Here is a 25828-nt window from a genome sequence, read left to right as displayed (position 1 = left end):
GTCAGGCAGCATGGCGCAGCAGTATCAACCGGGGCAACGCTGGATTAGTGACAGCGAAGCAGAGCTGGGGTTAGGCACCGTTCTGGCACAGGACGGCCGCTTGCTGACCGTGCTCTATCCGGCCACTGGCGACACCCGCCAGTATGCGCTACGGAATGCGCCCCTCACTCGCGTGAGGTTTTCGCCGGGTGACACCATCACCCACTTCGAAGGCTGGAAAATGACCGTGCGCGAGGTCGACGATGTCGACGGCCTGCTGGTCTACCATGGCCTCAATGGGCAGAACGAGCCCGTCACCCTGCCAGAAACCCAACTGTCGAACTTTATCCAGTTCCGCCTCGCCAGCGACCGTCTGTTCGCCGGCCAGATCGACCCGCTGGCCTGGTTCTCCCTGCGCTACCACACCCTGGAACACACCAGCCGCCAATTGCAGTCCTCGCTCTGGGGCCTGGGCGGCGTGCGTGCGCAGCCGATTGCGCACCAATTGCACATTGCCCGCGAAGTCGCCGACCGTATCGCGCCACGGGTACTGCTGGCCGACGAAGTGGGCCTGGGCAAGACCATCGAAGCCGGCCTGGTGATCCATCGCCAGCTGCTGTCCGGGCGCGCCAACCGCGTGCTGATCCTGGTCCCGGAGAACCTGCAGCACCAATGGCTGGTGGAAATGCGCCGGCGTTTCAACCTGCAAGTCGCACTGTTCGACGAAGAGCGGTTTATCGAAAGCGATGCCAGCAACCCGTTTGAAGACACCCAGCTCGCGCTGGTGGCCCTGGAATGGCTGGTGGACGACGAAAAAGCCCAGGACGCGCTGTTTGCCGCCGGCTGGGACTTGATGGTGGTCGACGAAGCGCACCACCTGGTCTGGCACGAAGAAAAAGCCAGCGCCGAATACCAACTGGTCGAACAACTGGCCGAGACCATTCCCGGCGTGCTGCTGCTGACCGCAACCCCGGAACAACTGGGCCAGGACAGCCACTTCGCCCGTCTGCGCCTGCTGGACCCGAACCGTTTCCACGACGTCAAGGCCTTCCGCGCCGAGAGCGAGAACTATCGCCCAGTGGCCGAAGCCGTCCAGGAACTGATGGACAAGGGCCGCCTTTCACCGGCTGCGCACAAGACTATCCAGGGCTTCCTCGGCAACGAAGGCGAAGCCCTGCTGGCCGCCGTCAACGATGGCGACACCCAAGCCAGTGCGCGTCTGGTGCGCGAGCTGCTGGACCGCCATGGCACCGGCCGCGTGCTGTTCCGTAACACCCGCGCCGCCGTGCAAGGCTTCCCCGAGCGCAAGCTGCACGCCTACCCGCTGCCGTGCCCGGACGAATACCTGGAGCTGCCGCTGGGCGAGCATGCCGAGCTGTACCCGGAAGTCAGCTTCCAGTCGCAGCCGGATATAGAAGAAGAAAACCGCTGGTGGCGCTTCGACCCGCGCGTGGAGTGGCTGATCGATCAGCTGAAAATGCTCAAGCGCACCAAGGTCCTGGTGATCTGCGCCCATGCCGAAACCGCCATGGACCTGGAAGACGCCCTGCGCGTACGTTCCGGTATCCCGGCCACGGTGTTCCACGAGGGTATGAACATTCTTGAGCGCGACCGCGCCGCCGCCTACTTCGCCGACGAAGAGTTCGGCGCCCAGGTGCTGATCTGTTCGGAAATCGGCAGTGAAGGTCGCAACTTCCAGTTTTCCCACCACCTGGTGCTGTTCGACCTGCCGTCGCACCCGGACTTGCTGGAGCAACGCATCGGCCGTCTGGACCGCATCGGCCAGAAACACGTGATCGAACTGCACGTGCCGTACCTGGAAACCAGCCCGCAAGAGCGCCTGTTCCAGTGGTACCACGAAGCCTTGAATGCCTTCCTGAATACCTGCCCGACCGGCAACGCCTTGCAGCACCAGTTCGGCCCACGCCTGCTGCCGCTGCTGGAAAACGCCGACGACGGCCAATGGCAAGCCCTGATCGACGAAGCCCGCACCGAGCGCGAGCGCCTGGAAGCCGAGCTGCACACCGGTCGCGACCGCCTGCTGGAGCTCAATTCCGGCGGCGCTGGCGAAGGTGATGCGCTGGTCGAGGATATTCTGGAGCAAGACGATCAGTTCACCCTGCCGATCTACATGGAAACCCTGTTCGATGCGTTTGGCATCGACAGCGAAGACCATTCGGAAAACGCGCTGATCCTCAAGCCCAGCGAAAAAATGCTCGACGCCAGTTTCCCCCTCGGCGACGACGAAGGCGTGACCATCACCTACGACCGCAACCAGGCACTGTCGCGCGAAGACATGCAGTTCATCACCTGGGAGCACCCGATGGTCCAGGGCGGCATGGACCTGGTGCTGTCCGGCTCCATGGGCAACACCGCCGTGGCGCTGATCAAGAACAAGGCGCTCAAGCCGGGCACCGTGTTGCTCGAACTGCTCTATGTCAGTGAAGTGGTGGCACCGCGTTCACTGCAACTGGGTCGCTACCTGCCGCCGGCGGCCCTGCGCTGCCTGCTGGATGCCAATGGCAATGACTTGTCGGGCCGGGTGTCTTTCACCACCTTGAACGACCAGCTAGAAAGCGTGCCACGGGCCAGTGCCAATAAGTTCGTGCAGGCCCAGCGCGATCAGCTGACGCCTCGGATCAACGCCGGCGAAGAAAAAATCGCCCCGCGCCATGCCGAACGTGTAGCCGAGGCGCAACGTCGCCTGGCGGCAGACACTGACGAAGAGCTGGCGCGCCTGACCGCCCTGCAAGCCGTCAACCCAAGCGTGCGCGACAGCGAGCTGGTTGCCCTGCGCCAACAGCGCGAGCAAGGCCTGGCCATGCTCGACAAGGCGGCGCTGCGGTTGGAGGCGATTCGGGTGCTGGTCGCCGGTTGATCCGCGCCCTGCCCTGTTGAACAAGAAGGCCCGCGCAATGCGGGCCTTTTTTATAGGGTCTTGCGGGCCTCATCGCGGGCAAGCCCGCTCCCACACTTGCAATGCATTCCCCTGTGGGAGCGGGCTTGCCCGCGATGCAGTCACCTCGGTCTCAAGCTGTCACCGCAGGCCCGGGCACCTCAACCCGCCCCAACCCATCCTTCATCCGCTGGGCATCGCGCACAAAACACCGCGAAGCCTGGAACAGAAACAGCATGGTCAGGAACAACGCCACCGGGATCAGGTACATGGCGTCATGCAGGCCCACGGCCTTGAACGCCTCGGTCATCTGCTCGGCACCCGCCGCGTACATCGCCGCATGGGCAAAGTAATCAGACAGCGCCCCCACCACCACCGGCCCCATGCCGCCACCCAGCAGATACAGGCCGGCGAAGAACAGCGCCATGGCCGTGGCCCGCAGACGCGGTTCCACCACGTCCTGGATCGCCGTGTACACACAGGTGTAGAAGTTATAGGCAAACAACCAGCCCACACTGAACACCGCCACAAACACCCCGATCTCGATCCGCCCGGCGTGCAGGGCCCAGGCCGTGGTCAGCGTGGAGATGATCAGGCTGAACGCGGCAAACAGCAGGCGGCCATTGGCTATGCGCTGGTGAATCTTGTCGGCCACCAGGCCACCCAGGGTCAGGCCGAACAAGCCGGTCACCCCCACAATGACCCCGGTAGCAACCGCCGCCTCCTGCAAGGGCATCAAGAAGTAGCGTTGCAGCATCGGCACCAGGAACGAGTTGCAGGCATAAGTAGCAAAGTTGAAGCACAACCCCGCCAGCACCAGCCACAGGAAGGTCGGCACCGCCAGCACCCGACGGATCGGCCGATCGACCTTCTCCTGGGAGACTTGCACGGTTTCGGCGGCGCCGCGCTTGGGCTCCTTGATGTAGAACATAAATACCGCGAGGATCAGCCCCGGGATGGCCGCAATAAAGAACGGTGCTCGCCAGCTGTCGAACGCCTTGACCATCGCACCGATGGTGAAGAAGGCCAGCAACAGGCCCAGGGGCAGGCCCAGCATGAAAATCCCCATGGCCCGGGCGCGACGGTGGGCCGGGAACAGGTCGCCGATCAGCGAGTTGGCCGCCGGTGCATAGCTGGCTTCGCCAATGCCGATGCCCATGCGCACCAGCAGGAACGTCCAGAAATTGCCAACCATGCCATTGACCGCCGTCAGCGCGCTCCAACTTGCCAGGCCCCAGCCCATCAGCTTGCTGCGCGAGCCGGTATCGGCCAGGCGTCCCAGGGGCAAGCCGGCAATGGCGTAGACGATGGTGAACGCGGTACCGATAAGGCCGAGCTGGAAGTCACTGAGGTGCCATTCCATGCGGATCGGCTCGATGATGATCGCCGGGATCGTGCGATCAAAAAAGTTGAACAGGTTGGCCAGGAACAGCAGGAACAGAATGCGCCAGGCATTCGCCGCTTGGGTCGAGTTCTGCATGGGTCCGTCTCTTTTATTGTTATAGAGGCTCGATGCCGACGCATCCTGCCCGGAACCTGCAATCTAGTCAGACGCGGCGCGGTTGTCTGTAATGATTCGTAAAGCTGATAGGGCGTAATTTCATCCAGGACAGCAGGATTTGCCCGGCAAAAAAATAAGCACGCGCCCCCCTTCCCAAGCGCCTTGGCAGGCATAGAATAGCGAGCCTTCCGCTGTTCCCCCTTACCTCTTATTGATGACGTGCCATGTCCGATGCCAGTCCGTGTCTGAATTGCGGTGCCTGCTGTTCACACTTTCGCGTGTCTTTCTTTTGGGGCGAATGCGCTTCATCAGGCGGCACCGTGCCCGATGAGCTGGTGACCCAGATCAACCCCACCCGGGTGGCGATGATCGGCACCGACCAAAAACCGGCACGCTGCTGCAGCCTTGAAGGTGAAGTAGGCAGCGCCACGCGCTGTTCGATCTACGAGCAGCGCTCCAGTGTATGCCGGGAGTTCGAGTCGTCGTGGAGCCAGGGCGAGGTGAACGTCGATTGTGACGCCGCACGCGCCGCGTTCGGCCTGGCGCCGCTGGAGCAACCGCCTTACGCGTTTGAGCTGCCCATCAGCGCTTAGCACCATTGGCTATAGCCGGCATGCCAAAATCAAAGCAATCAAAATGCCATTACCCCTTGCGATTCCATTGAGCCCTCTATACTCGACTGCATAGGTCATCGCCGCGCGCCGTGACACGAGATGACTCTGTAACGGGACATGCTATGGAATGGCTAGGCCTGCATTTTTTTACCGCCCTTCCCGAGAGCGGGTATTTGTTACTCGATTGCACCCACAACCCCTTCCTGGTGCTACTGGCGTACCTGGTTGCCTGCGCAGCGGGCTTCGGCACCCTGGACATGGCCGAGCGTGTCGGCCACGTTGACAACCTGACGGCACAGCGCCGCTGGCGCGGGGTCGGTGCCGGTTGCCTGGCAGGCGGGATCTGGTCGGCACACTTCATCAGCATGCTGGCGTTCCAGGCGCCCATTACCATCCATTACCAATGGTTCCTGACCTTTGCCTCGTTGCTGATCGCACTGATCGCGTCATTGTTCGCCATGCAAACCCTCAGTCATGCCCAACTGCGCATTCACCAGTACTTGGTAGCGGCCATCTGGATGGGCCTGGGCATCGCCCTGATGCATTACGTGGGCATGGCCGCCATGCGCTCCGAGGCCCAGATGTATTTTTCCAGCGGGCTGTTTGGCTTGTCGGTGGCGATCGCCATCGGGGCCAGCCTGGCGGCGCTACTGTTGTCCCAATACCTGCGCAATGGCAGCGGGATGTTCCACCAGTTACTCAAGTACGGTGCCAGCCTGGTGCTCGGCGCCGGTATTATCAGCATGCACTTCACCGGCATGGCCGCCATGCAATTGCTGGTGCCCAGCGGGGCGGTGTCGTCATTGCCAAGCAACAACAACCCGACACAACTGGGCCTGTCGGTGGCCGTCATCACCTTGCTGGTGATCGGCAGCAGCATCAGTGCAGCCCTCGCCGACAAGAAACTGCAGCATAAGGAGCGCGACCTGCGTCGGGTCAATGCCTTGCTTGGCGAGCTGGACCAGGCGCGTGCGTCCCTGCAGCAAGTGGCCCATTACGATGCGTTGACCAGCCTGCTCAATCGCCGGGGTTTCAACCAGGTCTTCGCCGAAAAGCTGGCGCAGAAAACCCAGGCCGGGGGCATGCTGGCCGTGATCTTCCTCGACATCGACCACTTCAAGCGGATCAACGACAGCCTCGGCCACGATGCCGGCGATGAGCTGCTGACGGTGCTGGCCGACCATATCAAGAGTTCGGTCCGCAGCCACAATGATGTGGTGGCGCGGTTTGGCGGCGATGAGTTCTGCATCCTGATCAATATCCATCATCGCGACGAAGCGCGGCACATGGCCCAGCGCATCATGCAGAAAATGAAAGAACCCATCGAGCTGGCCGGCCGGCGCCTGGTAATGACCACCAGCATCGGGATCAGCGTGTTTCCCGAAGATGGGACCAGCTGTGAGGAACTGCTGAAAACCGCCGACCTGGCGCTGTATCAGTCCAAGGATACCGGGCGCAACGGCCTGAACTTCTTCAGCGCCAACCTGAAGACCCGGGCCTTTCTCGAACTGCAGCTGGAAGAGGAACTGCGCCATGCATTGCGCAAGCAAAAAGAACTGACCCTGTACTACCAACCGATTCTTGACCTGCGCAAAGGCAAGGTCACACGGCTCGAAGCCCTGGTGCGCTGGCAACACCCACAACATGGGCTGCTGACGCCCGAGCGGTTTATCGGCATTGCCGAAAACAACGGCCTGGTCGCCGAGCTCGACAACTGGGTACTACGCCAGGCCTGTGCCGACCTGGGCTGGCTGACGGAGCAAGGCCACCCGGACCTGATCATGGCCGTGAACTGCTCGGCCCTGAACCTGGCCCGTGACGAGCTGGCCGATGAAATCGAATACGCCTTGCGCAGCAGTGGCATCGCCGCCAGCCGCCTGGAACTGGAAGTGACGGAAAATGCCTTGATGGGCAATATCAGCAGCACCCTGATCCTGCTGCGGCAAATCCGCGCGCTGGGGGTTGCACTGTCCATCGACGACTTTGGCACCGGTTATTCCTCCCTCTCCTACCTCAAGCGCCTGCCCCTCAATACGCTGAAGATCGACCGTTCATTTATCCAGGACATTCCCAAGTCCACCACCGATATGGAAATTGTCCAGGCGATCATCGGCATGGCCCACACCCTGCACCTGCAGGTCATCTGCGAAGGGGTGCAAACCCTGCAGCAACTGGAGCTATTGAGCAAGTATGGCTGCGATTACGCGCAGGGCTACCTGCTCAGTGCAGCGGTGCCGGCCAGTGAAATCAGCGCCGTGATCATGGCGCTTGACCAGCAGCCCCCACTCCCCCCGATGGACATGGCGGGAGGCAAGGCCCCATCAGCGGTTGTACATCCCATCCGCTGAAGTCCAAAGACCTTGGCATATCGCCATCATTTTGATTAAAGAACGCCGACAAACGGCCGATTCATGAGAGTCCGGCGTCGCTTTTCCCCAGAAATACTAGGGTTAAGCCTGAGCGCTGAGGCCTAAACGCGCTGTAAAAGTCGCGAACTCTCACTCGGTGATGGCTCTTTAATGCTTTCCAGCCATCCGTCCAGGCACATGGCGCACAATGACTTCTAAAAATAATCCTGTTACCGCGGTATCCGACGTGTTGCTGACAGCTCCTGCGGAAAAACCCTCAGGTTCAAAGTCATTGAACAGTCAACGTGCACTGGGCACCCAGCAATACCTGTACTTCACCGAAACCAACACCGACCGCATCCTCGATAACCTCGACGGCCTGCGCGACATGGTGTTCCCGCGCGCGCCGCACCTTGAAGGTGACAGCGAGCAGCGCAGTGAGCAGGAGTTTCCCTCGGTCTGCCTGATCGGCCTGGGGCGCTGTGGGTCCAACATTGCCCTGGATGTGGCGGAGCTGGTGTACAACGCCCGCAAGTTCTATCTGAACGAGTTCAGCACCGAAGACAAATCCTACGTTGAAAAGGGCTACAGCCCAGCCCAGTGGATCCGCAACAACCTGCGCCTGGGTGCCAACAAGGCCAGCAAGCCGGTGTTCCTGGTAGAACCCCTGGTGATGCTTGGCGACCTGGACAAAGACATTGCCGGGCGCATCCGTTTCTCGCGCAAGGGCGAGAAAAGCGGCTTTTTACGCGACTACAGCAAGATGAAGATCATGGACCTGTCGGAAGTGCACGCCGGCGGCGCCGGTAACGCACCGATCCTCGGCCAGTACCTGGCCAAGATCATCCTCAACAAAGACACCCAGCGTTTTTCCAGCCCCGACTGGAAGATGATCCATTCGTACCTGATCGACTCCTGCGGGATCAAGGCCAACCAGTCGCGCCTGTACTTCTCGATCTTCAGCGCCGGCGGCGGCACCGGCTCGGGCATGGCCTCGGAGTTTGGCCTGGCCCAGCAACACTCGTACATGAACAAGACCTTCGACACCAAGCCTGCCGACGAGCACGACAGCAAGAGCGGCCATGCCTTTGTGTTCGAGCCGATCTTCACCAGCGGCATCTGCGTGCTGCCGAATATCTCCGATCACCGCAGCGAAATGTCCGAGGCGCTGCACATCAACGCCGGTCGGCTGCTGTGCAAATACCTGTCGGAGGAATGGGACTTCTCGTACAACTTCGCCAATGAAGACAGCAGCGAGGCCAGCGTCAAGGGCCGCATTCGCCCGTGGAACGCGATGATGCTGATCTCCAACGACATCATGCGTTATGCCGAAGAAAGCGACGACGGCAACATCCAGAACATTGATGTCAATGCCATGGAAAAACACGCCAACCAGTACATCTCACAACAGATATTCAACATTCTGACGGCCCAGGCGGTAACGACCGACTACGACCAGAACTATTTCCGCCGCGCCGGCATCGATATCGGTGAAACCATTCGCCTGGACGCCAACGACCTGTTCATGAGCCTGGCCGGGCCGGTGGCGATTGCCTATGCCGAGTCTGTGGTGCCGGAAACCCCGGCGCCGAGCGGCGACAAGTTCAAAGTGTTTGAAAAAGAGCCCCAGCGCCTGAACATCGACGATTTGTTCTTCCGCTCCATCGACCTGCCCCACTTCAACAAGGTCACCCAGGCCATCGAAGGCATCAGCCTGTTGCCGATCGAATCCAAGCGCTACAAGGCGTCCCTGGAGCAGTACAAGAACTCCGGCTATGACGCGGCGGCCCTGCATGACCTGCACTTCTTCAAGAACTGTTCGTCGGTGGTGTCTATCGTCTCCCTGCCCAAGGACTACAAGCTGTCCTATATGGACCTGAACCGGCTCAAGACCCACCTCAACAGCCTGTTCCCCAACACCACCCTCAAGCGCTACGCCCTGGTGATCGGCGCCTCGGCCAACCTGTCGCTGACCACCCTGATCGCCAAGAGCCCGTGCCTGTCGGACGACTTCCTGACGTTGATCGTGGCCTTTATCAAGCGCTGCTTTGCCCGCAACCCGTACCGTTTCGACGACACCCTGGACAACTCGATCCTGGACTTCATCATCCACGAAGACTTCGACGAGGACCGTATCGACGAATTGCTCAACGAATTCGAGAACCCGGCGAAGATCCTCGACACCAACTGGTACGCGATCAAGCCGATGTATGAGAAGAAGTACCGCGAGCTGATCAACGACAAGGAGAAGTTTGTCTCGATCAACGACATTCGCCTGTCGCGGGACTGTGTGAAGAAGGCGATCAAGTACCTGCGTGAGATCTACCGTCACCGGATTGGCAAGACCAAGGTGATCTCGCTGAATAACCATACCGGGAAGACTGCCTAGGCCGCGGCGCGTCCATCGCAGGCAAGCCGGCTCCCACATTTTGAATGTATTCACACATCACAATGTGGGAGCTGGCTTGCCTGCGATAGCGGTCTAACCGGCGATAAATATCCCGAACCTTGCCACACCAAGAAACAATTCCCCAGGCGTTCCGCCCCTCGCAAAACTGTTCCCATGACGTTTACGTCACCCTCCCTTGTGACCTTTCTTCACGGCCAGTTGCCATCACGGGCAAAGCGGTTACTCCGCTACACACTTTCAACCGGGAAAAAACCGGCACCATTTAGGTGCAGACATTTAGTTTGATGCCCTTTCCTGGATCAGAATCCACGGCGAAACCACCACCGCCCACAGGCCCGGATCACGCGCCACCAAGTCCAATGCCCGCGTCGCAGACACTTCGCCAAGGCTCCCCGAGGCCAGCCAGGCGGCCACTTTGTCACGGCTGTCCTCGGCCATGGCCTCGGCCGCTTCGATCAAATCCAGGCCCGCATCGACCCACAATAGGGCACCCTTGGCAAAGAACGGTTCGAGCTCCTTCCAGGAAATTTCCGCGGTTTCGCCGAGCAGCTTGGCATAGAGGGTGCTAGGTTCTTGCGTCATGGGAACTCACCTGAGGAAAAAATCGGCGCAATCATACCGTCGGGACTTCCCCAGAAAAACCCAGTAGCAATTGAGGCACCGATTGAAAGTGTCAGAAATGCCAAGGATTGCCCGAAACTCTGGCATGCACCCGCCGCAATTCTGTCTTTTTCTTTCATTTAAGCGACACACCCGGCGTTTGCCCCCAGCAGCCAGCTTTTCAAGCGATCAACCGGCGCTCTACACTGTACCGGTACAGTTGCCAGGTCGCTGCCGGGGGGATATCCGAGATATCCGATCCGGTTCTGCAGCTCACACGGCCGCTAGAACTATAAAAAATACAACAGTAAGAGTGGAGCACTATGAATAAGGCTACTAAGCAGATTTCCAAACTGTTTGCCGCTATGGTCCTGGCTGGGGTTGCCGGCCATTCGTTCGCAGCTGACACCATCAAGATCGGTATTGCCGGCCCTAAAACCGGCCCTGTGACCCAGTACGGCGACATGCAATTCATGGGCGCCAAGCAAGCCATCAAAGACATCAACGCCAAAGGTGGTGTCGACGGCAAGATGCTCGAAGCCAAGGAATACGACGACGCTTGCGACCCTAAACAAGCCGTTGCCGTCGCCAACAAAGTGGTCAACGACGGCGTCAAGTTCGTGGTCGGCCACCTCTGCTCCAGCTCCACTCAACCGGCAACCGACATCTACGAAGACGAAGGCGTGATCATGATCACCCCGGCGGCCACCAGCCCGGATATCACCTCCCGTGGCTACAAGCTGATCTTCCGCACCATCGGCCTGGACAGCGCCCAAGGCCCTGCGGCCGGCAACTACATCGCCGACCACGTCAAGCCGAAGGTCGTCGCCGTGCTGCACGACAAGCAGCAATACGGTGAAGGCATCGCCACCGCCGTTAAACAGACCCTTGAGAAGAAAGGCACCAAGGTTGCCGTGTTTGAAGGCCTGAACGCCGGCGACAAGGACTTCTCCTCGATTATCCAGAAGCTCAAGCAAGCCAACGTCGACTTCGTCTACTACGGCGGCTACCACCCGGAACTGGGCCTGATCCTGCGCCAGGCCCAGGAAAAAGGCCTGAAAGCCAAGTTCATGGGCCCGGAAGGCGTGGGTAACGACTCCATCTCGCAAATCGCCCAGAAAGCCTCCGAAGGCCTGCTGGTCACCCTGCCGAAATCCTTCGACGCCGACCCTGCGAACAAGGCCATCGTCGATGCACTTAAGGCTGACGGCAAAGACCCAAGCGGCCCGTTCGTGTTCCCGGCCTACTCGGCGGTTGAAATCATCACCGGCGGCATCGCTGCTGCCAAAAGCGAAGACACCACCAAAGTGGCCGAGGCCATCCACGCGGGTACCTTCAAGACCCCGACCGGCGACCTGAGCTTCGATAAGAACGGCGACCTGAAAGACTTCAAGTTCGTGGTCTACGAATGGCACTTCGGCCAACCAAAAACCGAAGTATCCCCTCAGTAAGCCAGGCGTTACTGGACAACAAGCCCACTGTGCAAGCAGTGGGTTTTGTTTTACGAGGTTTATGGGCCACGCACCCGCGATCCGGGCGCTGGCTCACCTGAAAATCTTAAAACCGTCACCAGCGGTTCGCTGGCAAATGCTTGGTGCAAATGTGCTCACAGAACACAGCACCGGGCGGGAAGATGACTCCACCAGTGAAATGCGTATCGGGTTTTTAGGAGCGCTGTAATGCCTGAGATCTATCATTTTTTCCAACAGCTGGTTAATGGCCTGACCATTGGCAGCACCTACGCCTTGATAGCCATTGGCTACACAATGGTTTACGGCATTATTGGAATGATCAACTTCGCCCACGGCGAGGTGTACATGATTGGCTCCTACGTGGCGTTCATCGCCATTGCCGGGCTGGCCATGATGGGTATCCACTCCCTGCCGCTGTTGATGACTGCCGCATTCCTTGCGTCAATCGTCGTAACCAGTGCCTACGGCTACAGTATCGAACGTGTTGCGTACCGCCCCTTGCGTGGCAGCAACCGCCTGATCCCGTTGATTTCCGCCATCGGCATGTCGATTTTCCTGCAGAACACCGTATTGCTGTCCCAGGACTCCAAGGACAAGTCCATTCCCAACCTGATCCCGGGGAGCTTTTCCTTCGGTCCAGGCGGTGCAGAAGAAGTGCTGATTTCCTACATGCAGATCCTGGTCTTCGTCGTCACCCTGGTGGCCATGCTGGGCCTGACCCTGTTCATCTCCCGCTCCCGTCTGGGGCGCGCCTGCCGGGCCTGCGCCGAAGACATCAAGATGGCCAACCTGCTGGGCATCAACACCAACAACATCATTGCCCTGACCTTCGTGATCGGCGCTGCATTGGCGGCCGTCGCGGCGGTGCTGCTGAGCATGCAGTATGGCGTGATCAACCCCAACGCCGGTTTCCTGGTGGGGCTCAAAGCCTTCACTGCGGCGGTCCTGGGCGGCATCGGCAGTATTCCGGGCGCCATGCTCGGCGGGCTGGTGCTGGGTGTGGCCGAAGCCTTTGGTGCCGATATCTTCGGCGACCAGTACAAGGACGTGGTGGCCTTCGGCCTATTGGTTCTGGTGCTGTTATTCCGGCCGACCGGCATCCTGGGCCGTCCGGAGGTTGAGAAAGTATGAGCAGATATCTTAAATCGGCGTTTTTCAGCGCCTTGCTGGTATGGGCCGTGGCCTTTCCGGTACTCGGGCTCAAGTTGAGCATTGTCGGGATCAACCTTGAAGTACACGGCACCGGGCCGGTGACGCTGACCATCATTGCCCTGTGTTCGGTGCTGATGTTCCTGCGGGTGCTGTTCACCCAGCAGGTCGGGGCGCTGCTCAAGTCCAACCGTGGCCCGCTGGTCTCGCCCAAGGTCAGCCAGTTCCTGACCCTGCCGCGCACCCAGCGCTACATCATCATCGGCCTGATCGTGGCCGCGTTGATCTGGCCATTCTTCGGCTCCCGTGGCGCGGTGGATATTGCCACCCTGATCCTGATCTACGTGCTGCTGGGCCTGGGCCTGAACATCGTGGTCGGCCTCGCGGGCCTGCTCGACCTGGGTTATGTGGGCTTCTACGCAGTGGGCGCCTACACCTACGCGCTGCTCTCGCACTACCTGGGCTGGAGCTTCTGGATCTGCCTGCCTCTGGCCGGCATGGCGGCGGCCACTTTCGGCTTCCTGCTGGGCTTCCCGGTGTTGCGCCTGCGCGGTGACTACCTGGCCATCGTGACCCTGGGTTTTGGTGAGATCATCCGTCTGTTCCTGCGTAACCTCACCGATATCACCGGCGGCCCCAACGGCATCAGCAGCATTCCCAAGCCAACGTTCTTCGGCTTGTCGTTTGATCGCTCCGCTGCCGAAGGCATGCAGACCTTCCACGAGTACTTCGGGATTGCCTACAACCCGGTGAGCAAGGTGGTGTTCCTGTACCTGGTCGCCCTGTTGCTGGCTTTGGCCGCGCTGTTCGTGATCAACCGCCTGCTGCGCATGCCGATCGGGCGTGCCTGGGAAGCGCTGCGTGAAGACGAAATCGCCTGCCGTGCGCTGGGCCTGAACCCGACCATCATCAAGCTCTCCGCCTTCACCCTGGGCGCCGCGTTCGCCGGTTTTGCCGGCAGCTTCTTTGCGGCTCGCCAAGGCCTGGTGACACCGGAGTCGTTCACCTTCATCGAGTCGGCAATCATCCTTGCCATCGTGGTGCTGGGTGGCATGGGCTCGCAGTTGGGCGTGATCCTCGCGGCCATCGTGATGATCCTGCTGCCGGAACTGATGCGTGAGTTCAGCGAGTACCGCATGTTGATGTTCGGCGCCATGATGGTGCTGATGATGATCTGGCGCCCACAAGGCCTGCTGCCCATGCAACGTCCACATATGGAGCTGCGCAAATGAGCCGCGAGATCCTGAAAGTCGAAAACCTGAGCATGCGCTTCGGCGGCTTGCTGGCGGTCAATGGCGTCGCCCTGACCGTCAAAGAAAAACAAGTGGTCGCCTTGATCGGCCCCAACGGCGCCGGCAAGACCACGGTGTTCAACTGCCTGACTGGCTTCTACAAGCCGGCCGGTGGCAGCATCCTGCTGGATGGCCAGCCGATCCAGGGCCTGGCCGGTCACGAGATCGCCCGCAAGGGTGTGGTGCGGACCTTCCAGAACGTGCGGTTGTTCAAGGACATGACCGCCGTGGAAAACCTGCTGATCGCCCAACACCGGCACCTGAACACCAACTTCTTCGCGGGCCTGTTCAAGACCCCGGCGTTCCGCAAGAGCGAGCGCGAGGCCATGGAGTACGCCGCGTACTGGCTGGACAAGGTCAACCTGACCGAGTTTGCCAACCGCCCGGCCGGCACCCTGGCTTATGGTCAGCAACGTCGCCTGGAAATCGCCCGCTGCATGATGACCCGCCCGCGGATCCTGATGCTCGACGAACCGGCTGCGGGCCTCAACCCCAAGGAAACCGAAGACCTCAAGGCGTTGATCGGGGTGCTGCGTGAAGAAAACAACGCCACCGTGCTGCTGATCGAACACGACATGAAACTGGTCATGAGCATTTCCGACCATATCGTCGTGATCAACCAGGGCACGCCATTGGCCAACGGGACGCCGGAGCAGATCCGCGACAACCCGCAAGTGATCAAAGCCTATTTGGGGGAAGCGTAAATGCTGCAATTTGAAAACGTTTCCACTTTCTACGGCAAGATCCAGGCCCTGCACGACGTCAACGTCGAAGTGCGCCAGGGCGAGATCGTCACCCTGATCGGAGCCAACGGTGCCGGCAAATCCACCTTGCTGATGACCCTGTGCGGTTCGCCCCAGGCACACAGCGGCAGCATCCGCTACATGGGTGAGGAACTGGTGGGCCAGCACTCTGCGGCGATCATGCGCAAGAGCATTGCCGTGGTCCCGGAAGGCCGTCGGGTGTTTGCCCGCCTGACCGTGGAAGAGAACCTGGCCATGGGCGGGTTCTTTACCGACAAGGGCGACTACCAGGAGCAGATGGACAAGGTGCTGCACCTGTTCCCTCGGCTCAAGGAGCGCTTCAGCCAGCGCGGCGGCACCATGTCCGGTGGCGAACAGCAAATGCTCGCCATCGGTCGTGCGCTGATGAGCAAGCCCAAGCTGCTGTTGCTGGACGAGCCTTCCCTGGGCCTGGCGCCGATCATCATCCAGCAGATTTTCGATATCATCGAGCAACTGCGCAAGGACGGTGTGACGGTGTTTTTGGTGGAACAGAACGCCAACCAGGCGTTGAAAATTGCCGACCGCGCCTATGTACTGGAAAACGGCCGGGTAGTGATGCAGGGCAGCGGCGAACAACTGCTGACCGACCCGAAAGTGCGCGAGGCGTACCTGGGCGGCTAACAACGGTTGCTAACTAAATGTGTGTGCGGGCTTGTGTGGGAGTGGGCTTGCCCGCGATGGCTGTGGGTCAGTTAATGCAACTCTGACTGAAACACCGCCATCGCGGGCAAGCCCTAATGCCAGTCAGTTAAGCGGATTCTGCTTTCTGTAGGAGCGAGCTTGCTCGCGAAGGACGTCAACGATAACGCGTGTTTGCTAGGTAAACGCGGCGCTCTCAAGTTCTTCGCGAGCAAGCTCGCTCCTACAAAAAGGCTTAACTGACTGGCATTAGGGCAAGCCCGCTCCCACACAAGCCCGCTCCCACATTTGCTTTGTGTGATCCGCTGAGCGTGTGTTGCCTTAAATTATCTTCGACCCACATGTAACGATCCCCTCCCCCCGTTCTCTAGTAGGCTAAGTAAGCACAAACGCTTGCTTACTCACCTCACTGCTGGAGAAACACCATGACCACCCGTTCGCTGTCTGCCGCCACCCTCGTCCTGGCCCTGGGCTCTGCCTTGAGCCTGAGCACCCTGAGCACTGTTGCCGGGGCCGATGAAGCCAAAATGGAAAAATGCTTCGGCGTCGCCCTCAAAGGCAAGAACGACTGCGCCGCAGGCGCTGGCACCACCTGTGCGGGCACCTCAAAGACCGACTATCAGGCCAACGCCTGGAGCCTGGTCCCTGAAGGCACCTGCGTGAAGATGGAAAGCAAAACCTCGCCGACCGGCTTTGGCCAACTGGAAGCCTTCAAGGCCAAGTCCTGACACCCCCGCCTGAGTACTGACGATGACGCTTTCATCCTTGCCTGATGTCGCCCAGGCTCAGGCATCCGGCCTTCCCCGCCGGTCCGGGCTGGGGCTCAAGAGCGAGCATTTTCACGACGTGCTCGCCACCCTGCCCGATGTTGGTTTTTTTGAAGTCCACGCCGAAAACTACATGGTGGCCGGCGGGCCTTTTCATCACTACCTGGGGTTGATCCGCGAGCAGTACCCGCTGTCGCTGCACGGCGTCGGCCTGTCCATCGGCGGCGAAGGCCCGCTGAACCAGGCCCACTTGGCGCGCCTGGCGGCACTGGTCGAACGCTATCAACCCCACTCCTTTTCCGAACACCTGGCCTGGTCCAGCCACGGCCCGGTGTTTCTCAACGACCTGCTCCCCCTGGCCTATGACGACGCGGCCCTCAAGCGGGTGTGCGAACACATTGACCAGGTGCAAACCACCCTCAAGCGGCGCATGTTGCTGGAGAACCCGTCGACCTACCTGCAGTTCCAGCGCTCCACCCTGGACGAAACCGACTTCATCAGCGAAGTCATCCACCGCACTGGCTGCGGCTTGCTGCTGGACGTGAACAATGTGTATGTGTCCTGCATCAATCATCAGCAGGAGCCGCTGGCCTACCTCGACGCGCTGCCTTTATACGCCGTGGGCGAGATTCATCTGGCAGGCTTTGCCGAAGACGCCGACAACCTCGGTGATCGCCTGCTGATCGATGACCACGGCGCGCCCATCGACAACGCCGTGTGGCAGTTGTATCAGCAAGCCTTGCAACGCACCGGCCCGGTCGCGACGCTGATCGAACGCGACAACAATGTGCCAGCCTTCAGCGTATTGCACGCCGAAGCCCGGCAAGCCGAGCAGCACCTGCTGGCGGCGGCGGTACGCCCATGAACGTGCTTGGAGAGTTTGCCCAGGCCCTGCTGGCGCCAGACCAGCCATGCCCGGAGGGTTTGTTCAGCCGCAATGGCGCCGATCCCGCCAGTCGTTTTGCGGTGTATCGCAACAACGTCCACAGCACATTGATCAACGCTCTGGCCGACAGTTACCCGGTGACTCTGCAACTGGTGGGCGATGGCTTTTTCCGCGCCATGGCCGGGCTGTATGTCCAGGCGTATCCGCCCACCAGCCCTGTGCTCAACGAGTACGGCAATGACTTGGCCGACTTTATCCAGGGGTTCGCCCCAGCAGCCAGTGTGCCGTACCTGGCCGACATCGCTCGGCTGGAGCGCTTGCGAATCAACGCCTATCACGCCGCCGACACCCCCGTCGCCGACCCACAGGCCGTCATCAGCCACCTGCAGCAACTGCCTAGCCTGAGCAACGTGCGCCTGCAATTGCATCCATCCGTTGCCACCCTGCAATCGAACTATGCCGTGGTGGCGCTATGGGCCGCGCACCAAACCAGCGACGCCGTCGCCAGCCTCGACCCCTGGCATGGGCAAAGTGCGCTGATCTTGCGCAACGACCTGGAGGTCGAAGTGTTCTGCATCGACAGCGGCTGCGTGACGTTTATCAACAGCCTGCACAACGATTGGCCACTGGAAATAGCGGTGGCGTATGCCCTGGATGCGTCCAGCGAATTCGACCTGCACCAATGCCTGGGGCTGCTGATCAATCACCGCGCCATCACCCATCTCAAGGTACAACCATGAAGACTGCCACCCCGTGCCTGATTGCACGCTTCACTCAACTCTTTGAAAAAATCCCCTACAGCCTGATAGCCCTTGTCGCACGTTTTTCCATTGCCGCGGTGTTCTGGAAGTCCGGCCAGACCAAGGTCGAGGGATTGGCCATTGACCTGGTAGACGGCACCTTTGAACTGGGCATGCCGCACCTGGCAAGCTCCACCATACCGCTGTTTCAAAGCGAATATCAGGTTCCGTTTTTGCCGGCAGACGTGGCCGCGTACCTGTCCGCGTTCGCCGAGCACTTTTTTCCGGTCCTGATCCTGCTGGGGCTGGCCACGCGTTTTTCAGCCCTGGCGCTGCTGGGCATGACCCTGGTGATCCAGGTGTTTGTCTACCCGGATGCCTACCCGACCCACGGCACCTGGATCGCGCTGCTGCTGGTGTTGATGGCCAAGGGCCCGGGACGGGTATCGATTGATCAGTGGATTGCCCGGCGCTGGCACTAAAGCCGATCCAATGCCTCGCCGTTGCGCTTGAACCAGCCCACCAGGTAATCGGCCAACACTTGGGTACGGCGTGGCAGCCCGCCCTGATAGGGGTGGACCAGGTACATCGGCATGCTGCGGGTCTGATAATCGCGCAGGAGCCAACGCAGCCGGCCGTCAGCCAATTCCATCTGCAACAGATAAGACGGCAGCCGTGCAATACCGGCGCCGACCAGCGCAGCCTTTTTCAGCAGGTTGTAGTGGTTGGAGGCAAAGGTGCCACCCACCCGCACCCGCAGTAACTCATGCTGCTGGTGATACAGCCACTCCTCGCGCCCGCTGTAGTGGCTGTTGAGCAAGCAGCGGTGGCCAACCAGATCAGCGGGCGCCAGCGGTTCACCGTATTGCTCCAGGTAGGCCGGGCTGGCGCAGGTCATTTCATGCCAGGCCAATAGGGGCTTGGCGACCAGGCGCTCATCGTTGGCGACCTCTGAGCGCACCGCCAGGTCAAAACCGTCCCGGGCCAGGTCGCGATAGCGGTTGTTGAGGTCCAACTCGATCTGCACCTGCGGATACTGCCTGGAAAAGTCCAGCAACAGACCGTCGAAAAACGTTTCGCCCAAGGACACCGGAACCGTCATACGCACAGGCCCGGCCAAATCGTCCTTGAGCCGTGCCAATGCCTGTCGGGCGCGCTCGACCTGGATCACCAGCCCCTGGGCCTGGGGCAACAACGCCGCCCCGGCCGCCGTCAAGCTGAGCCGGCGGGTGGTGCGATGCAGCAACACCACCGAATACTGCGCCTCCAATTGGCTAATGCGCTTGGACAACTGGCCCTTGCTGCACCCCAGTTGCTGGGCCGCCAGGGTAAAGCTGCCGGCTTCGATCAACACCGCAAACGCCGCCAGATCCTCCATCTCGCTCATGGATTGTTTCCATTTGAAAACCAAAGGTTGCCTATTAGTGCGCTTATCCACAGAAAAAACCACTCTAGACTCAAGGCTCACTTGAACCTTTGGAGGAACGACACATGAAAATCCTGTTGATAGGCGCCAGCGGTACTGTGGGCTCGGCGGTCAAGGCCGAGCTGGCCCAGCGCCATGAGGTGATCAGCATTGGCCGCAAGAGCGGCGACTTGCAGGTCGATATCAGCGACAGCGCTTCGATCCGCCAGTTGTTTGCACAAACCGGCACCTTCGATGCCCTGGTGTGCGCCGCCGGTAGCGTCAACTTTGTGCCCCTGGGCGAAATGGACGCCAGCCACTTCGACCTCGGGTTGCAGGACAAACTGATGGGCCAGGTCAACCTGTTGCTGATCGGCCGCGAGTTTGCCAACGATGGTGCGTCGTTCACCTTCACCAGCGGCATTCTCAACCGCGACCCGATCCGCACCGGGGCCTCGGCCGCGCTGGTCAATGGCGCCCTGGATGCTTTCGTCAAAGCCGCTGCGATCGAACTGCCACGGGGCCTGCGGATCAACTCGGTCAGCCCCAACGTGCTGGTGGAGGCCATGGGCAGCTATGCCCCTTATTTCCGCGGCTTCAAGCCGGTGCCTGCGGCGGATGTGGCACTGGCCTACGCCAAGAGCGTGGAAGGCTTACAGACTGGGCAGACTTACATCGTAGGCTGATCACTTGAGCAACGACGGCATCATCTCCAGCAACTGATCGCGGGGAATGGAGAACCTCAGGCCCGGGCCGCTGAGCACACCATGGACCGTCGCCGTATTGAGCTGCCGGCCATTGAGGTACAGCGTCATCTGTTTATGCATGGCCGCCTGGGTCAGCGCTTTCGTGCGCTCCCTGGCCTGCGGCGTCAGCGTCACATCGACCTCGATAAACTCGGGTTGGAGGGCGTCGGCTCTTTTCAGGGTCAAGGTCATCTCGGTGAAATCGGTCTGTGAGGTGTAGAACAGCTTGGCCGGTGCCTCGGCCCAGGCCAAAGGCGCCAGCCAGGCCAGGGCGAACAGGCTCCATCGAATGGTCATGGATTGGCTCCGTTGCAAAACTTAAAAGTTGCACAAGGCTGGCACAACATCCAGGAGAAAAAGCGTCATTCCAGGCTTTATTAAAATGCTGAAACCTATTCGCCCCCCATCACCGGCTTGTGATGCAGCGCCAGCCTGCGTAACGTGGCGACACTTATCAGGAGACCCGATAATGCCTGCCGCCCGTATCCTAGCTCTGTTTGCCCTGCTGCCCTTGTTCGCCGCCTGCCAGGTGTTTGAAAGCGACCCGGCCAAGCCTTCCACCGCGAGCTTGACTCGCATGCAGGGCGAGCTGACTGCCGTCGGTGGCAAATTGCTGTTCCAGCCCTGCCATGACCAGCGCAACTACGTGGTCAACGATAGCGGCGGTACCAGCATCCTCCAGGAAGCGGCGTCCCTGGCCGGCCAGCAAGGGGCCCTGTTCGCCGACCTGCGCGGCAAGTTCTCCGGGGTGGCCAGCGGCACCCAGGGCCAGGTGGAGCTGCAGCAGTTGTACCGCGTCGAACGCTCGGCCTCGGCCTGTGACGACCCGGACTTCAAACGAATGATCCTGCGCGCCAACGGCCATAAGCCGGCGTGGGCCCTGAATGTCACCAACAAGGGCATGGTCCTGCAACGCGAGGGCCAGCCACCGTTGCCGGTGCCGTATGTGGAAGAGCAACTGGGTGATGGCCGCTTCAACCTCACCACCGAAGCCAACGGCCAGCAGATCGAGCTGTGGGTCGCGCCCCAGCGCTGTATCGACAGCGTCAGCGGCAGCCTGCAGCATATGAGCGCCGAACTTCGGATCAACGGTCAGGTGCAACGTGGCTGTGCAGCGTTTGGCGGCTCGCGAGACGACTGATTCGGCCCTGCGCTGTTTTAGCATGACGGGAAAGCGCCGTTGGGGCTTATAATCGCCGGTTTGCAAAACCGCCGGCCCTACCAAACGCCGCATATCGGATCCTGTCATGCTACGAATCACCGAACTCAAGCTGCCCATCGACCATCCCGAAGAAGACCTGCGGCCTGCCATCGTGCAGCGCCTGGGCATCGCCAGTGATGATCTGCTCGATTTCACCCTGTTCAAACGCAGCTACGATGCACGCAAGAAGTCGTCGGAGCTGTGCTTCATCTACACCGTCGACCTTGAGGTCAAGGGTGAAGCCGCCCTGCTGCTCAAGTTCGCTGACGACCGCAATATCAATGCCGCGCCCGATGTCAGCTACAAGGTCGTCGGCCAGGCGCCGGCAGACCTGAGCGAGCGGCCGATTGTGGTCGGCTTCGGCCCTTGCGGGATCTTTGCCGGGTTGCTGCTGGCACAGATGGGCTTCAAGCCGATCATCCTCGAGCGCGGCCGCGAAGTGCGCCAGCGCACCAAGGACACCTGGGGCCTGTGGCGCAAAAGCGTACTCAACCCCGAGTCCAACGTGCAGTTCGGCGAGGGCGGCGCCGGGACCTTTTCCGACGGCAAGCTCTACAGCCAGATCAAGGACCCGAAGTTCCACGGGCGCAAGGTCCTGCACGAGTTCGTCAAGGCCGGCGCGCCAGACGAAATCCTCTACGTCAGCAAACCGCATATCGGCACCTTCCGCCTGACCGGCGTGGTGGAAAACATGCGCCAGCAGATCATCGCCCTCGGCGGTGAGGTGCGTTTTGAACAACGGGTCACCGATGTGTTGATCGACGATGGCCAGTTAAATGGCGTGGTGGTCGATGGCGGCGAGCAGATCCTCTCCAGGCACGTGATCCTCGCCCTCGGCCACAGCGCCCGCGACACCTTCCGCATGCTCCACGGCCGTGGCGTGTACATGGAGGCCAAGCCGTTTTCGGTGGGTTTTCGTATCGAGCACCCGCAGTCGCTGATCGACGCTGCACGCCTGGGCAAATATGCCGGGCACCCGAAGCTGGGCGCGGCCGACTACAAGCTGGTGCACCATGCCAAGAACGGCCGTTCGGTGTACAGCTTCTGCATGTGCCCGGGCGGCACGGTGGTGGCGGCCACTTCCGAGCCGAACCGGGTCGTGACCAATGGCATGAGCCAGTACTCGCGTAACGAACGCAACGCCAACTCCGGGATCGTGGTCGGCATCACCCCGGAAGTGGACTACCCGGGCGGCCCGCTGGCCGGGATCGAGTTGCAGGAGCGCCTGGAATCCCACGCGTTCATCCTCGGCGGCAGCAACTACGAAGCGCCGGCGCAACTGGTGGGGGATTTCATCGCCGGCAAGCCGTCCACCGCTATCGGCAGCGTGGAACCTTCCTACAAGCCGGGCGTAGCCCTGGGCGACTTGGCCCTGGCCTTGCCAGACTTCGCCATCGAGGCCATCCGCGAAGCATTACCGGCCTTTGAGAAACAGATCAAGGGTTACTCGCTGCATGACGCGGTCCTGACCGGGATCGAGACCCGCACCTCGTCGCCGCTGCGGATCACTCGCGATGCGTCGATGCAGAGCTTGAATGTCAAAGGCCTGTTCCCGGCCGGCGAAGGTGCAGGTTATGCCGGTGGGATCCTGTCGGCAGGCGTTGACGGGATTCGGATTGCCGAAGCCGTGGCGCGCAATATCCTCGGCATCGAAGCCTGAGCAAACGCCCCCACTGTGTGGGCTTGCCCGCGATGGCGATCGATCAGTTAACGCTGATGTTGACTGACAGACCGCCATCGCGGGCAAGCCCGGCTCCCACAGTGATCATCATGTGCCAGACGGTTTAGATATTGGCGCGCAGGACGCTGTCCGGCAACGGCTCGCCCCGCTCGACAGTGGCAGCTACCGCGTCAATCAACTCTTCCAGCGCATACCCCTGCCCGACCAGCCACGCATCGTCGTAGTAGGTCGTGGCATAACGCTCGCCCCCATCACACAGAATCGCCACGATAGACCCCGACTCTCCTGCCGCCTGCATCTGCTGCGCAGCGATCAGCGCGCCAATCAGGTTGGTGCCGCTGGAACCCCCGACCCGCCGTCCCAAGCGCTGCGCCAGGTAATGCATGGCCGCCAGCGACAAGGCATCCGGCACCTTGACCATCGCATCAATCACCTTGGGCAGGAACGACGCCTCCACCCGTGGCCGGCCGATGCCTTCGATACGTGAACCACAGTCCAGGCGCAAGCTGGCATCACCGCTCTGGTAATACTCGAAGAACACCGAACGCTCAGCGTCGGCACACAACACCCGGGTGCAATGCTGGCGATAGCGCACATAACGCCCCAGGGTCGCCGTGGTCCCGCCGGTGCCCGGGCTGGAAATCAGCCAGCTCGGCTCGGGATGCCGCTCGAAGCGCAACTGCTGGAAGATCGACTCGGCAATATTGTTGTTCGCCCGCCAGTCGGTGGCCCGTTCGGCATAGGTGAACTGGTCCATGAAGTGGCCGCCGCTTTCCTGCGCCAGGCGCTCGGACTCGGCGTAGATCTGCGTGGGATCTTGCACCAGGTGGCTCTTGCCGCCGTAAAAAGCGATCTGCGCAATTTTTTCCTGGGACGTGGTGGCCGGCATCACCGCAATGAACGGCAGGCCCAGCAGGCGCGCAAAGTACGCCTCGGAGATCGCCGTCGAACCGCTGGAAGCTTCGATCACTGGCGCTCCGGGCTTGAGCCAACCGTTGCACAGCGCATACAGGAACAGCGAGCGCGCCAGTCGGTGCTTCAGGCTACCTGTGGGGTGGCTCGACTCATCCTTGAAATACAACTCGATCCCCGGCAAGCCCGACAATGGCAGCGGGATCAGGTGGGTGTCGGCGCTGCGCTGGAAGTCCGCCTCAATAATGCGGATGGCCTCTCGGGCCCACGGACGATGGTCGCTCATGCTCAAGTTCCATTAAATTTTCAGGCTTGATTTTAGGGTGTTTCCTACACTGCACACAGATACAGTCATGACTCAATTCGATACACAATTGCCAGGCTTTGGCTCAATCCCTATCACGACCCTTTTATATAACAAAAAAGAATATAACTTTTGTTTTAACAACTAACAGTACGGGTTAGGGTACGCCCCTATTGAACTTTGATTGGAGAGCATCCCTTGCCTCTGCGTAGCACGTTTACCCGTTTCTTCCAGCTCGAAGCGGCCAGCGGTCTGTTACTGATCGCTGCAGCCGCCTTGGCCCTGATCATCAACAACTCGCCGCTGTCCTATCTCTACAACAGCTTTCTTGACGTGCCCGTGGCCGTACAAATCGGCGCCCTGCAAATCGCCAAGCCGTCGCTGCTGTGGATCAACGACGGCCTGATGGCCCTGTTTTTCCTGCTGATCGGCCTGGAGGTCAAGCGCGAGTTGCTCGACGGCCACTTGTCCAAGCCTTCCCAGGTCGTGCTGCCAGGCGCCGCAGCCATTGGCGGCATGGTGGTGCCGGCGCTGATCTACTGGGCGCTGAACAAGGATAACCCGGCAGCGCTGGGCGGCTGGGCCATCCCGATGGCCACCGATATCGCCTTTGCCCTGGGCGTACTGGCGTTGCTGGGCAAACGCGTACCGGTGTCGCTGAAGCTGTTCCTGATGACCCTGGCAATCATCGATGACCTGGGCGCCATCATCGTCATCGCGATCTTCTACTCCAGCGAACTGTCCACCGCGTCGCTGGCCGGTGCCGGCGCCTGCCTTGTCGCGCTGATAGCCATGAACCGCCTGGGGGTGGTGAAGCTTGGGCCGTATCTGATCATTGGCCTGATCCTGTGGGTCTGCGTACTCAAAAGTGGTGTTCACGCCACCCTGGCCGGCGTGACCCTGGCGTTCTGCATTCCGCTGCGCACCAAAAATGCCGAACCCTCGCCCCTGCTGGGCCTGGAACACGCCCTGCACCCGTGGGTGGCCTACGGCATCCTGCCGCTGTTCGCCTTTGCCAACGCCGGCGTGTCCCTGGCCGGGGTCAACCTGGAGAGCTTCACCCACCATGTGCCAATGGGTATCGCCGCAGGCCTGCTGGTGGGCAAGACGGTCGGCGTGTTTGGCCTGACCTGGCTTGCGGTTAAAACCGGCCTCGCGGCCCTACCGACCGGCGCCAATTGGGGCCAGGTCATGGGCGTGGCCATCCTGTGCGGCATCGGCTTCACCATGAGCCTGTTTGTCGGCTCGCTGGCGTTCGTACCGGGCAGTAGCGAATACGCCGGGATGGACCGGATGGGCATTCTCACCGGCTCGATCCTCGCGGCATTGATTGGTTATGCAGTGACGGCGATGGCCAGTCGTAAGCAGGTGACGGTCAACGCGTAACGCATCCGTGAGGGCAGGCTTATCCTGCCCTCACCCATTCTTTCAGCCTCTTCTCCCCTCGCTCACAGCACCTTCCTACATTCTTTCTCCTGCACCTCCCATAAGGTCGCACACC

23 protein-coding genes are annotated in these 25828 nt (G+C 60.7%); 17 read left to right on the top strand and 6 right to left on the bottom strand.

Annotated elements, in window-relative coordinates:
• Positions 1 to 10 precede the first annotated feature (10 nt).
• A complete protein-coding gene (gene rapA, locus AO268_RS03070; protein WP_099167872.1) occupies positions 11 to 2857 on the top strand; it encodes an RNA polymerase-associated protein RapA in 2847 nt (948 codons plus the stop codon).
• A 151-nt stretch (positions 2858 to 3008) separates the two neighbouring features.
• Here rapA and AO268_RS03065 read toward each other — a convergent pair whose 3' ends face one another.
• Positions 3009 to 4355 (bottom strand): spinster family MFS transporter, encoded by a 1347-nt coding sequence (locus AO268_RS03065; RefSeq protein ID WP_099167871.1) that lies wholly within the window; start codon positions 4353 to 4355, stop codon positions 3009 to 3011.
• A 245-nt stretch (positions 4356 to 4600) separates the two neighbouring features.
• Here AO268_RS03065 and AO268_RS03060 point away from each other — a divergent pair, with 245 nt between their 5' ends.
• The 3 genes from AO268_RS03060 to AO268_RS03050 all read left to right on the top strand — a co-directional run bounded on the left by AO268_RS03060 (position 4601) and on the right by AO268_RS03050 (position 9727).
• The gene (locus AO268_RS03060; RefSeq protein WP_076964809.1) at positions 4601 to 4969 is read left to right on the top strand and encodes a YkgJ family cysteine cluster protein; all 369 of its coding nucleotides are present in this window, start codon (positions 4601 to 4603) and stop codon (positions 4967 to 4969) included.
• Positions 4970 to 5112: 143 nt separating this feature from the next.
• Positions 5113 to 7338: a putative bifunctional diguanylate cyclase/phosphodiesterase gene (locus tag AO268_RS03055; protein ID WP_099167870.1), complete on the top strand. Its 2226-nt coding sequence runs from the start codon at positions 5113 to 5115 to the stop codon at positions 7336 to 7338.
• 208 nt (positions 7339 to 7546) lie between these two features.
• Complete coding sequence (locus AO268_RS03050; RefSeq protein ID WP_076964807.1) at positions 7547 to 9727, top strand: hypothetical protein; 2181 nt, start codon at positions 7547 to 7549, stop codon at positions 9725 to 9727.
• 297 nt (positions 9728 to 10024) lie between these two features.
• On the opposite strand, the gene AO268_RS03045 is transcribed toward AO268_RS03050, so the two are convergent.
• Together AO268_RS03045 and AO268_RS32620 are read right to left on the bottom strand one after the other, a co-directional pair.
• Positions 10025 to 10330 (bottom strand): DUF2288 domain-containing protein, encoded by a 306-nt coding sequence (locus AO268_RS03045; protein ID WP_076964806.1) that lies wholly within the window; start codon positions 10328 to 10330, stop codon positions 10025 to 10027.
• Entirely contained in the window at positions 10327 to 10488 is a 162-nt protein-coding gene (locus tag AO268_RS32620; RefSeq protein WP_162843706.1) for a hypothetical protein, read from the bottom strand. Before AO268_RS32620 ends, AO268_RS03045 begins: the two co-directional genes overlap by 4 nt.
• Positions 10489 to 10671: 183 nt before the next feature.
• Here AO268_RS32620 and AO268_RS03040 point away from each other — a divergent pair, with 183 nt between their 5' ends.
• The 9 genes from AO268_RS03040 (at position 10672) to AO268_RS03000 (ending at position 18560) form a co-directional block, all read left to right on the top strand.
• Positions 10672 to 11799, top strand: coding sequence for a branched-chain amino acid ABC transporter substrate-binding protein (locus tag AO268_RS03040; RefSeq protein WP_099167869.1), 1128 nt, complete (start codon positions 10672 to 10674; stop codon positions 11797 to 11799).
• A gap of 228 nt (positions 11800 to 12027) precedes the next feature.
• Positions 12028 to 12951 (top strand): high-affinity branched-chain amino acid ABC transporter permease LivH, encoded by a 924-nt coding sequence (gene livH / locus AO268_RS03035; RefSeq protein WP_057958729.1) that lies wholly within the window; start codon positions 12028 to 12030, stop codon positions 12949 to 12951.
• Positions 12948 to 14201 (top strand): high-affinity branched-chain amino acid ABC transporter permease LivM, encoded by a 1254-nt coding sequence (locus AO268_RS03030; RefSeq protein ID WP_029297111.1) that lies wholly within the window; start codon positions 12948 to 12950, stop codon positions 14199 to 14201. The genes livH and AO268_RS03030 overlap by 4 nt, the downstream gene beginning before the upstream one ends.
• The gene (gene livG, locus AO268_RS03025; protein WP_032858084.1) at positions 14198 to 14965 is read left to right on the top strand and encodes a high-affinity branched-chain amino acid ABC transporter ATP-binding protein LivG; all 768 of its coding nucleotides are present in this window, start codon (positions 14198 to 14200) and stop codon (positions 14963 to 14965) included. Before AO268_RS03030 ends, livG begins: the two co-directional genes overlap by 4 nt.
• A complete protein-coding gene (locus AO268_RS03020) occupies positions 14966 to 15667 on the top strand; it encodes an ABC transporter ATP-binding protein (RefSeq protein ID WP_029297115.1) in 702 nt (233 codons plus the stop codon). It abuts the gene before it with no gap.
• A gap of 443 nt (positions 15668 to 16110) precedes the next feature.
• Positions 16111 to 16413 (top strand): BufA1 family periplasmic bufferin-type metallophore, encoded by a 303-nt coding sequence (locus AO268_RS03015; RefSeq protein WP_076964804.1) that lies wholly within the window; start codon positions 16111 to 16113, stop codon positions 16411 to 16413.
• 22 nt (positions 16414 to 16435) lie between these two features.
• The gene (gene bufB / locus AO268_RS03010) at positions 16436 to 17317 is read left to right on the top strand and encodes an MNIO family bufferin maturase (protein WP_099167868.1); all 882 of its coding nucleotides are present in this window, start codon (positions 16436 to 16438) and stop codon (positions 17315 to 17317) included.
• Complete coding sequence (locus tag AO268_RS03005) at positions 17314 to 18078, top strand: HvfC/BufC N-terminal domain-containing protein (RefSeq protein ID WP_076964802.1); 765 nt, start codon at positions 17314 to 17316, stop codon at positions 18076 to 18078. Before bufB ends, AO268_RS03005 begins: the two co-directional genes overlap by 4 nt.
• Positions 18075 to 18560, top strand: a complete 486-nt coding sequence (locus tag AO268_RS03000; protein WP_099167867.1) for a DoxX family protein — start codon at positions 18075 to 18077, stop codon at positions 18558 to 18560. Before AO268_RS03005 ends, AO268_RS03000 begins: the two co-directional genes overlap by 4 nt.
• Here AO268_RS03000 and AO268_RS02995 read toward each other — a convergent pair.
• Positions 18557 to 19465, bottom strand: a complete 909-nt coding sequence (locus tag AO268_RS02995) for a LysR family transcriptional regulator (RefSeq protein WP_076964800.1) — start codon at positions 19463 to 19465, stop codon at positions 18557 to 18559. The genes AO268_RS03000 and AO268_RS02995 overlap by 4 nt on opposite strands.
• Before the next feature lie 104 nt (positions 19466 to 19569).
• On the opposite strand from AO268_RS02995, the gene AO268_RS02990 reads away from it, so the two are divergent.
• Positions 19570 to 20169 carry a short chain dehydrogenase gene (locus tag AO268_RS02990; RefSeq protein ID WP_076964799.1) on the top strand — a complete coding sequence of 200 codons (600 nt, stop codon included), beginning with the start codon at positions 19570 to 19572 and terminating at the stop codon, positions 20167 to 20169.
• Here the strand turns inward: AO268_RS02990 and AO268_RS02985 are convergent, their stop codons facing one another.
• Positions 20170 to 20526: a hypothetical protein gene (locus tag AO268_RS02985; protein WP_076964798.1), complete on the bottom strand. Its 357-nt coding sequence runs from the start codon at positions 20524 to 20526 to the stop codon at positions 20170 to 20172. It lies immediately after the preceding gene.
• A 172-nt stretch (positions 20527 to 20698) separates the two neighbouring features.
• Between AO268_RS02985 and AO268_RS02980 the strand changes: the two genes are divergently transcribed.
• Positions 20699 to 21370, top strand: coding sequence for a COG3650 family protein (locus AO268_RS02980; RefSeq protein WP_076964797.1), 672 nt, complete (start codon positions 20699 to 20701; stop codon positions 21368 to 21370).
• Between the two features lie 106 nt (positions 21371 to 21476).
• Positions 21477 to 23090 carry an NAD(P)/FAD-dependent oxidoreductase gene (locus AO268_RS02975; RefSeq protein ID WP_099167866.1) on the top strand — a complete coding sequence of 538 codons (1614 nt, stop codon included), beginning with the start codon at positions 21477 to 21479 and terminating at the stop codon, positions 23088 to 23090.
• A 124-nt stretch (positions 23091 to 23214) separates the two neighbouring features.
• Here the strand turns inward: AO268_RS02975 and AO268_RS02970 are convergent, their stop codons facing one another.
• A complete protein-coding gene (locus tag AO268_RS02970; protein ID WP_099167865.1) occupies positions 23215 to 24309 on the bottom strand; it encodes a PLP-dependent cysteine synthase family protein in 1095 nt (364 codons plus the stop codon).
• Between the two features lie 216 nt (positions 24310 to 24525).
• Here AO268_RS02970 and nhaA point away from each other — a divergent pair, with 216 nt between their 5' ends.
• On the top strand, positions 24526 to 25713 hold the full coding sequence (gene nhaA, locus AO268_RS02965; RefSeq protein ID WP_076964794.1) for a Na+/H+ antiporter NhaA: 1188 nt from the start codon (positions 24526 to 24528) through the stop codon (positions 25711 to 25713).
• The last annotated feature ends 115 nt before the right edge of the window (positions 25714 to 25828 follow it).

Origin of the sequence: Pseudomonas sp. ICMP 8385 (assembly GCF_002699915.1) — a bacterium.
GTDB classification, from domain to species: domain Bacteria; phylum Pseudomonadota; class Gammaproteobacteria; order Pseudomonadales; family Pseudomonadaceae; genus Aquipseudomonas; species Aquipseudomonas gessardii.
This window is presented reverse-complemented; position numbering and strand designations above follow the sequence as displayed.

Coding starts and splice junctions, on each gene's coding strand:
- rapA (WP_099167872.1), top strand. CDS start 11: ATGGCGCAGCAGTATCAACCGGGGCAACGCTGGATTAGTGACAGCGAA.
- AO268_RS02990 (WP_076964799.1), top strand. CDS start 19,570: ATGAAAATCCTGTTGATAGGCGCCAGCGGTACTGTGGGCTCGGCGGTC.
- AO268_RS03055 (WP_099167870.1), top strand. CDS start 5,113: ATGGAATGGCTAGGCCTGCATTTTTTTACCGCCCTTCCCGAGAGCGGG.
- AO268_RS03050 (WP_076964807.1), top strand. CDS start 7,547: ATGACTTCTAAAAATAATCCTGTTACCGCGGTATCCGACGTGTTGCTG.
- AO268_RS03040 (WP_099167869.1), top strand. CDS start 10,672: ATGAATAAGGCTACTAAGCAGATTTCCAAACTGTTTGCCGCTATGGTC.
- AO268_RS03015 (WP_076964804.1), top strand. CDS start 16,111: ATGACCACCCGTTCGCTGTCTGCCGCCACCCTCGTCCTGGCCCTGGGC.
- AO268_RS03030 (WP_029297111.1), top strand. CDS start 12,948: ATGAGCAGATATCTTAAATCGGCGTTTTTCAGCGCCTTGCTGGTATGG.
- AO268_RS03020 (WP_029297115.1), top strand. CDS start 14,966: ATGCTGCAATTTGAAAACGTTTCCACTTTCTACGGCAAGATCCAGGCC.
- livH (WP_057958729.1), top strand. CDS start 12,028: ATGCCTGAGATCTATCATTTTTTCCAACAGCTGGTTAATGGCCTGACC.
- AO268_RS02970 (WP_099167865.1), bottom strand. CDS start 24,309: ATGAGCGACCATCGTCCGTGGGCCCGAGAGGCCATCCGCATTATTGAG.
- AO268_RS32620 (WP_162843706.1), bottom strand. CDS start 10,488: ATGAAAGAAAAAGACAGAATTGCGGCGGGTGCATGCCAGAGTTTCGGG.
- AO268_RS02975 (WP_099167866.1), top strand. CDS start 21,477: ATGCTACGAATCACCGAACTCAAGCTGCCCATCGACCATCCCGAAGAA.
- bufB (WP_099167868.1), top strand. CDS start 16,436: ATGACGCTTTCATCCTTGCCTGATGTCGCCCAGGCTCAGGCATCCGGC.
- AO268_RS03060 (WP_076964809.1), top strand. CDS start 4,601: ATGTCCGATGCCAGTCCGTGTCTGAATTGCGGTGCCTGCTGTTCACAC.
- AO268_RS03065 (WP_099167871.1), bottom strand. CDS start 4,355: ATGCAGAACTCGACCCAAGCGGCGAATGCCTGGCGCATTCTGTTCCTG.
- livG (WP_032858084.1), top strand. CDS start 14,198: ATGAGCCGCGAGATCCTGAAAGTCGAAAACCTGAGCATGCGCTTCGGC.
- AO268_RS02980 (WP_076964797.1), top strand. CDS start 20,699: ATGCCTGCCGCCCGTATCCTAGCTCTGTTTGCCCTGCTGCCCTTGTTC.
- AO268_RS03005 (WP_076964802.1), top strand. CDS start 17,314: ATGAACGTGCTTGGAGAGTTTGCCCAGGCCCTGCTGGCGCCAGACCAG.
- AO268_RS02995 (WP_076964800.1), bottom strand. CDS start 19,465: ATGAGCGAGATGGAGGATCTGGCGGCGTTTGCGGTGTTGATCGAAGCC.
- AO268_RS03045 (WP_076964806.1), bottom strand. CDS start 10,330: ATGACGCAAGAACCTAGCACCCTCTATGCCAAGCTGCTCGGCGAAACC.
- AO268_RS02985 (WP_076964798.1), bottom strand. CDS start 20,526: ATGACCATTCGATGGAGCCTGTTCGCCCTGGCCTGGCTGGCGCCTTTG.
- AO268_RS03000 (WP_099167867.1), top strand. CDS start 18,075: ATGAAGACTGCCACCCCGTGCCTGATTGCACGCTTCACTCAACTCTTT.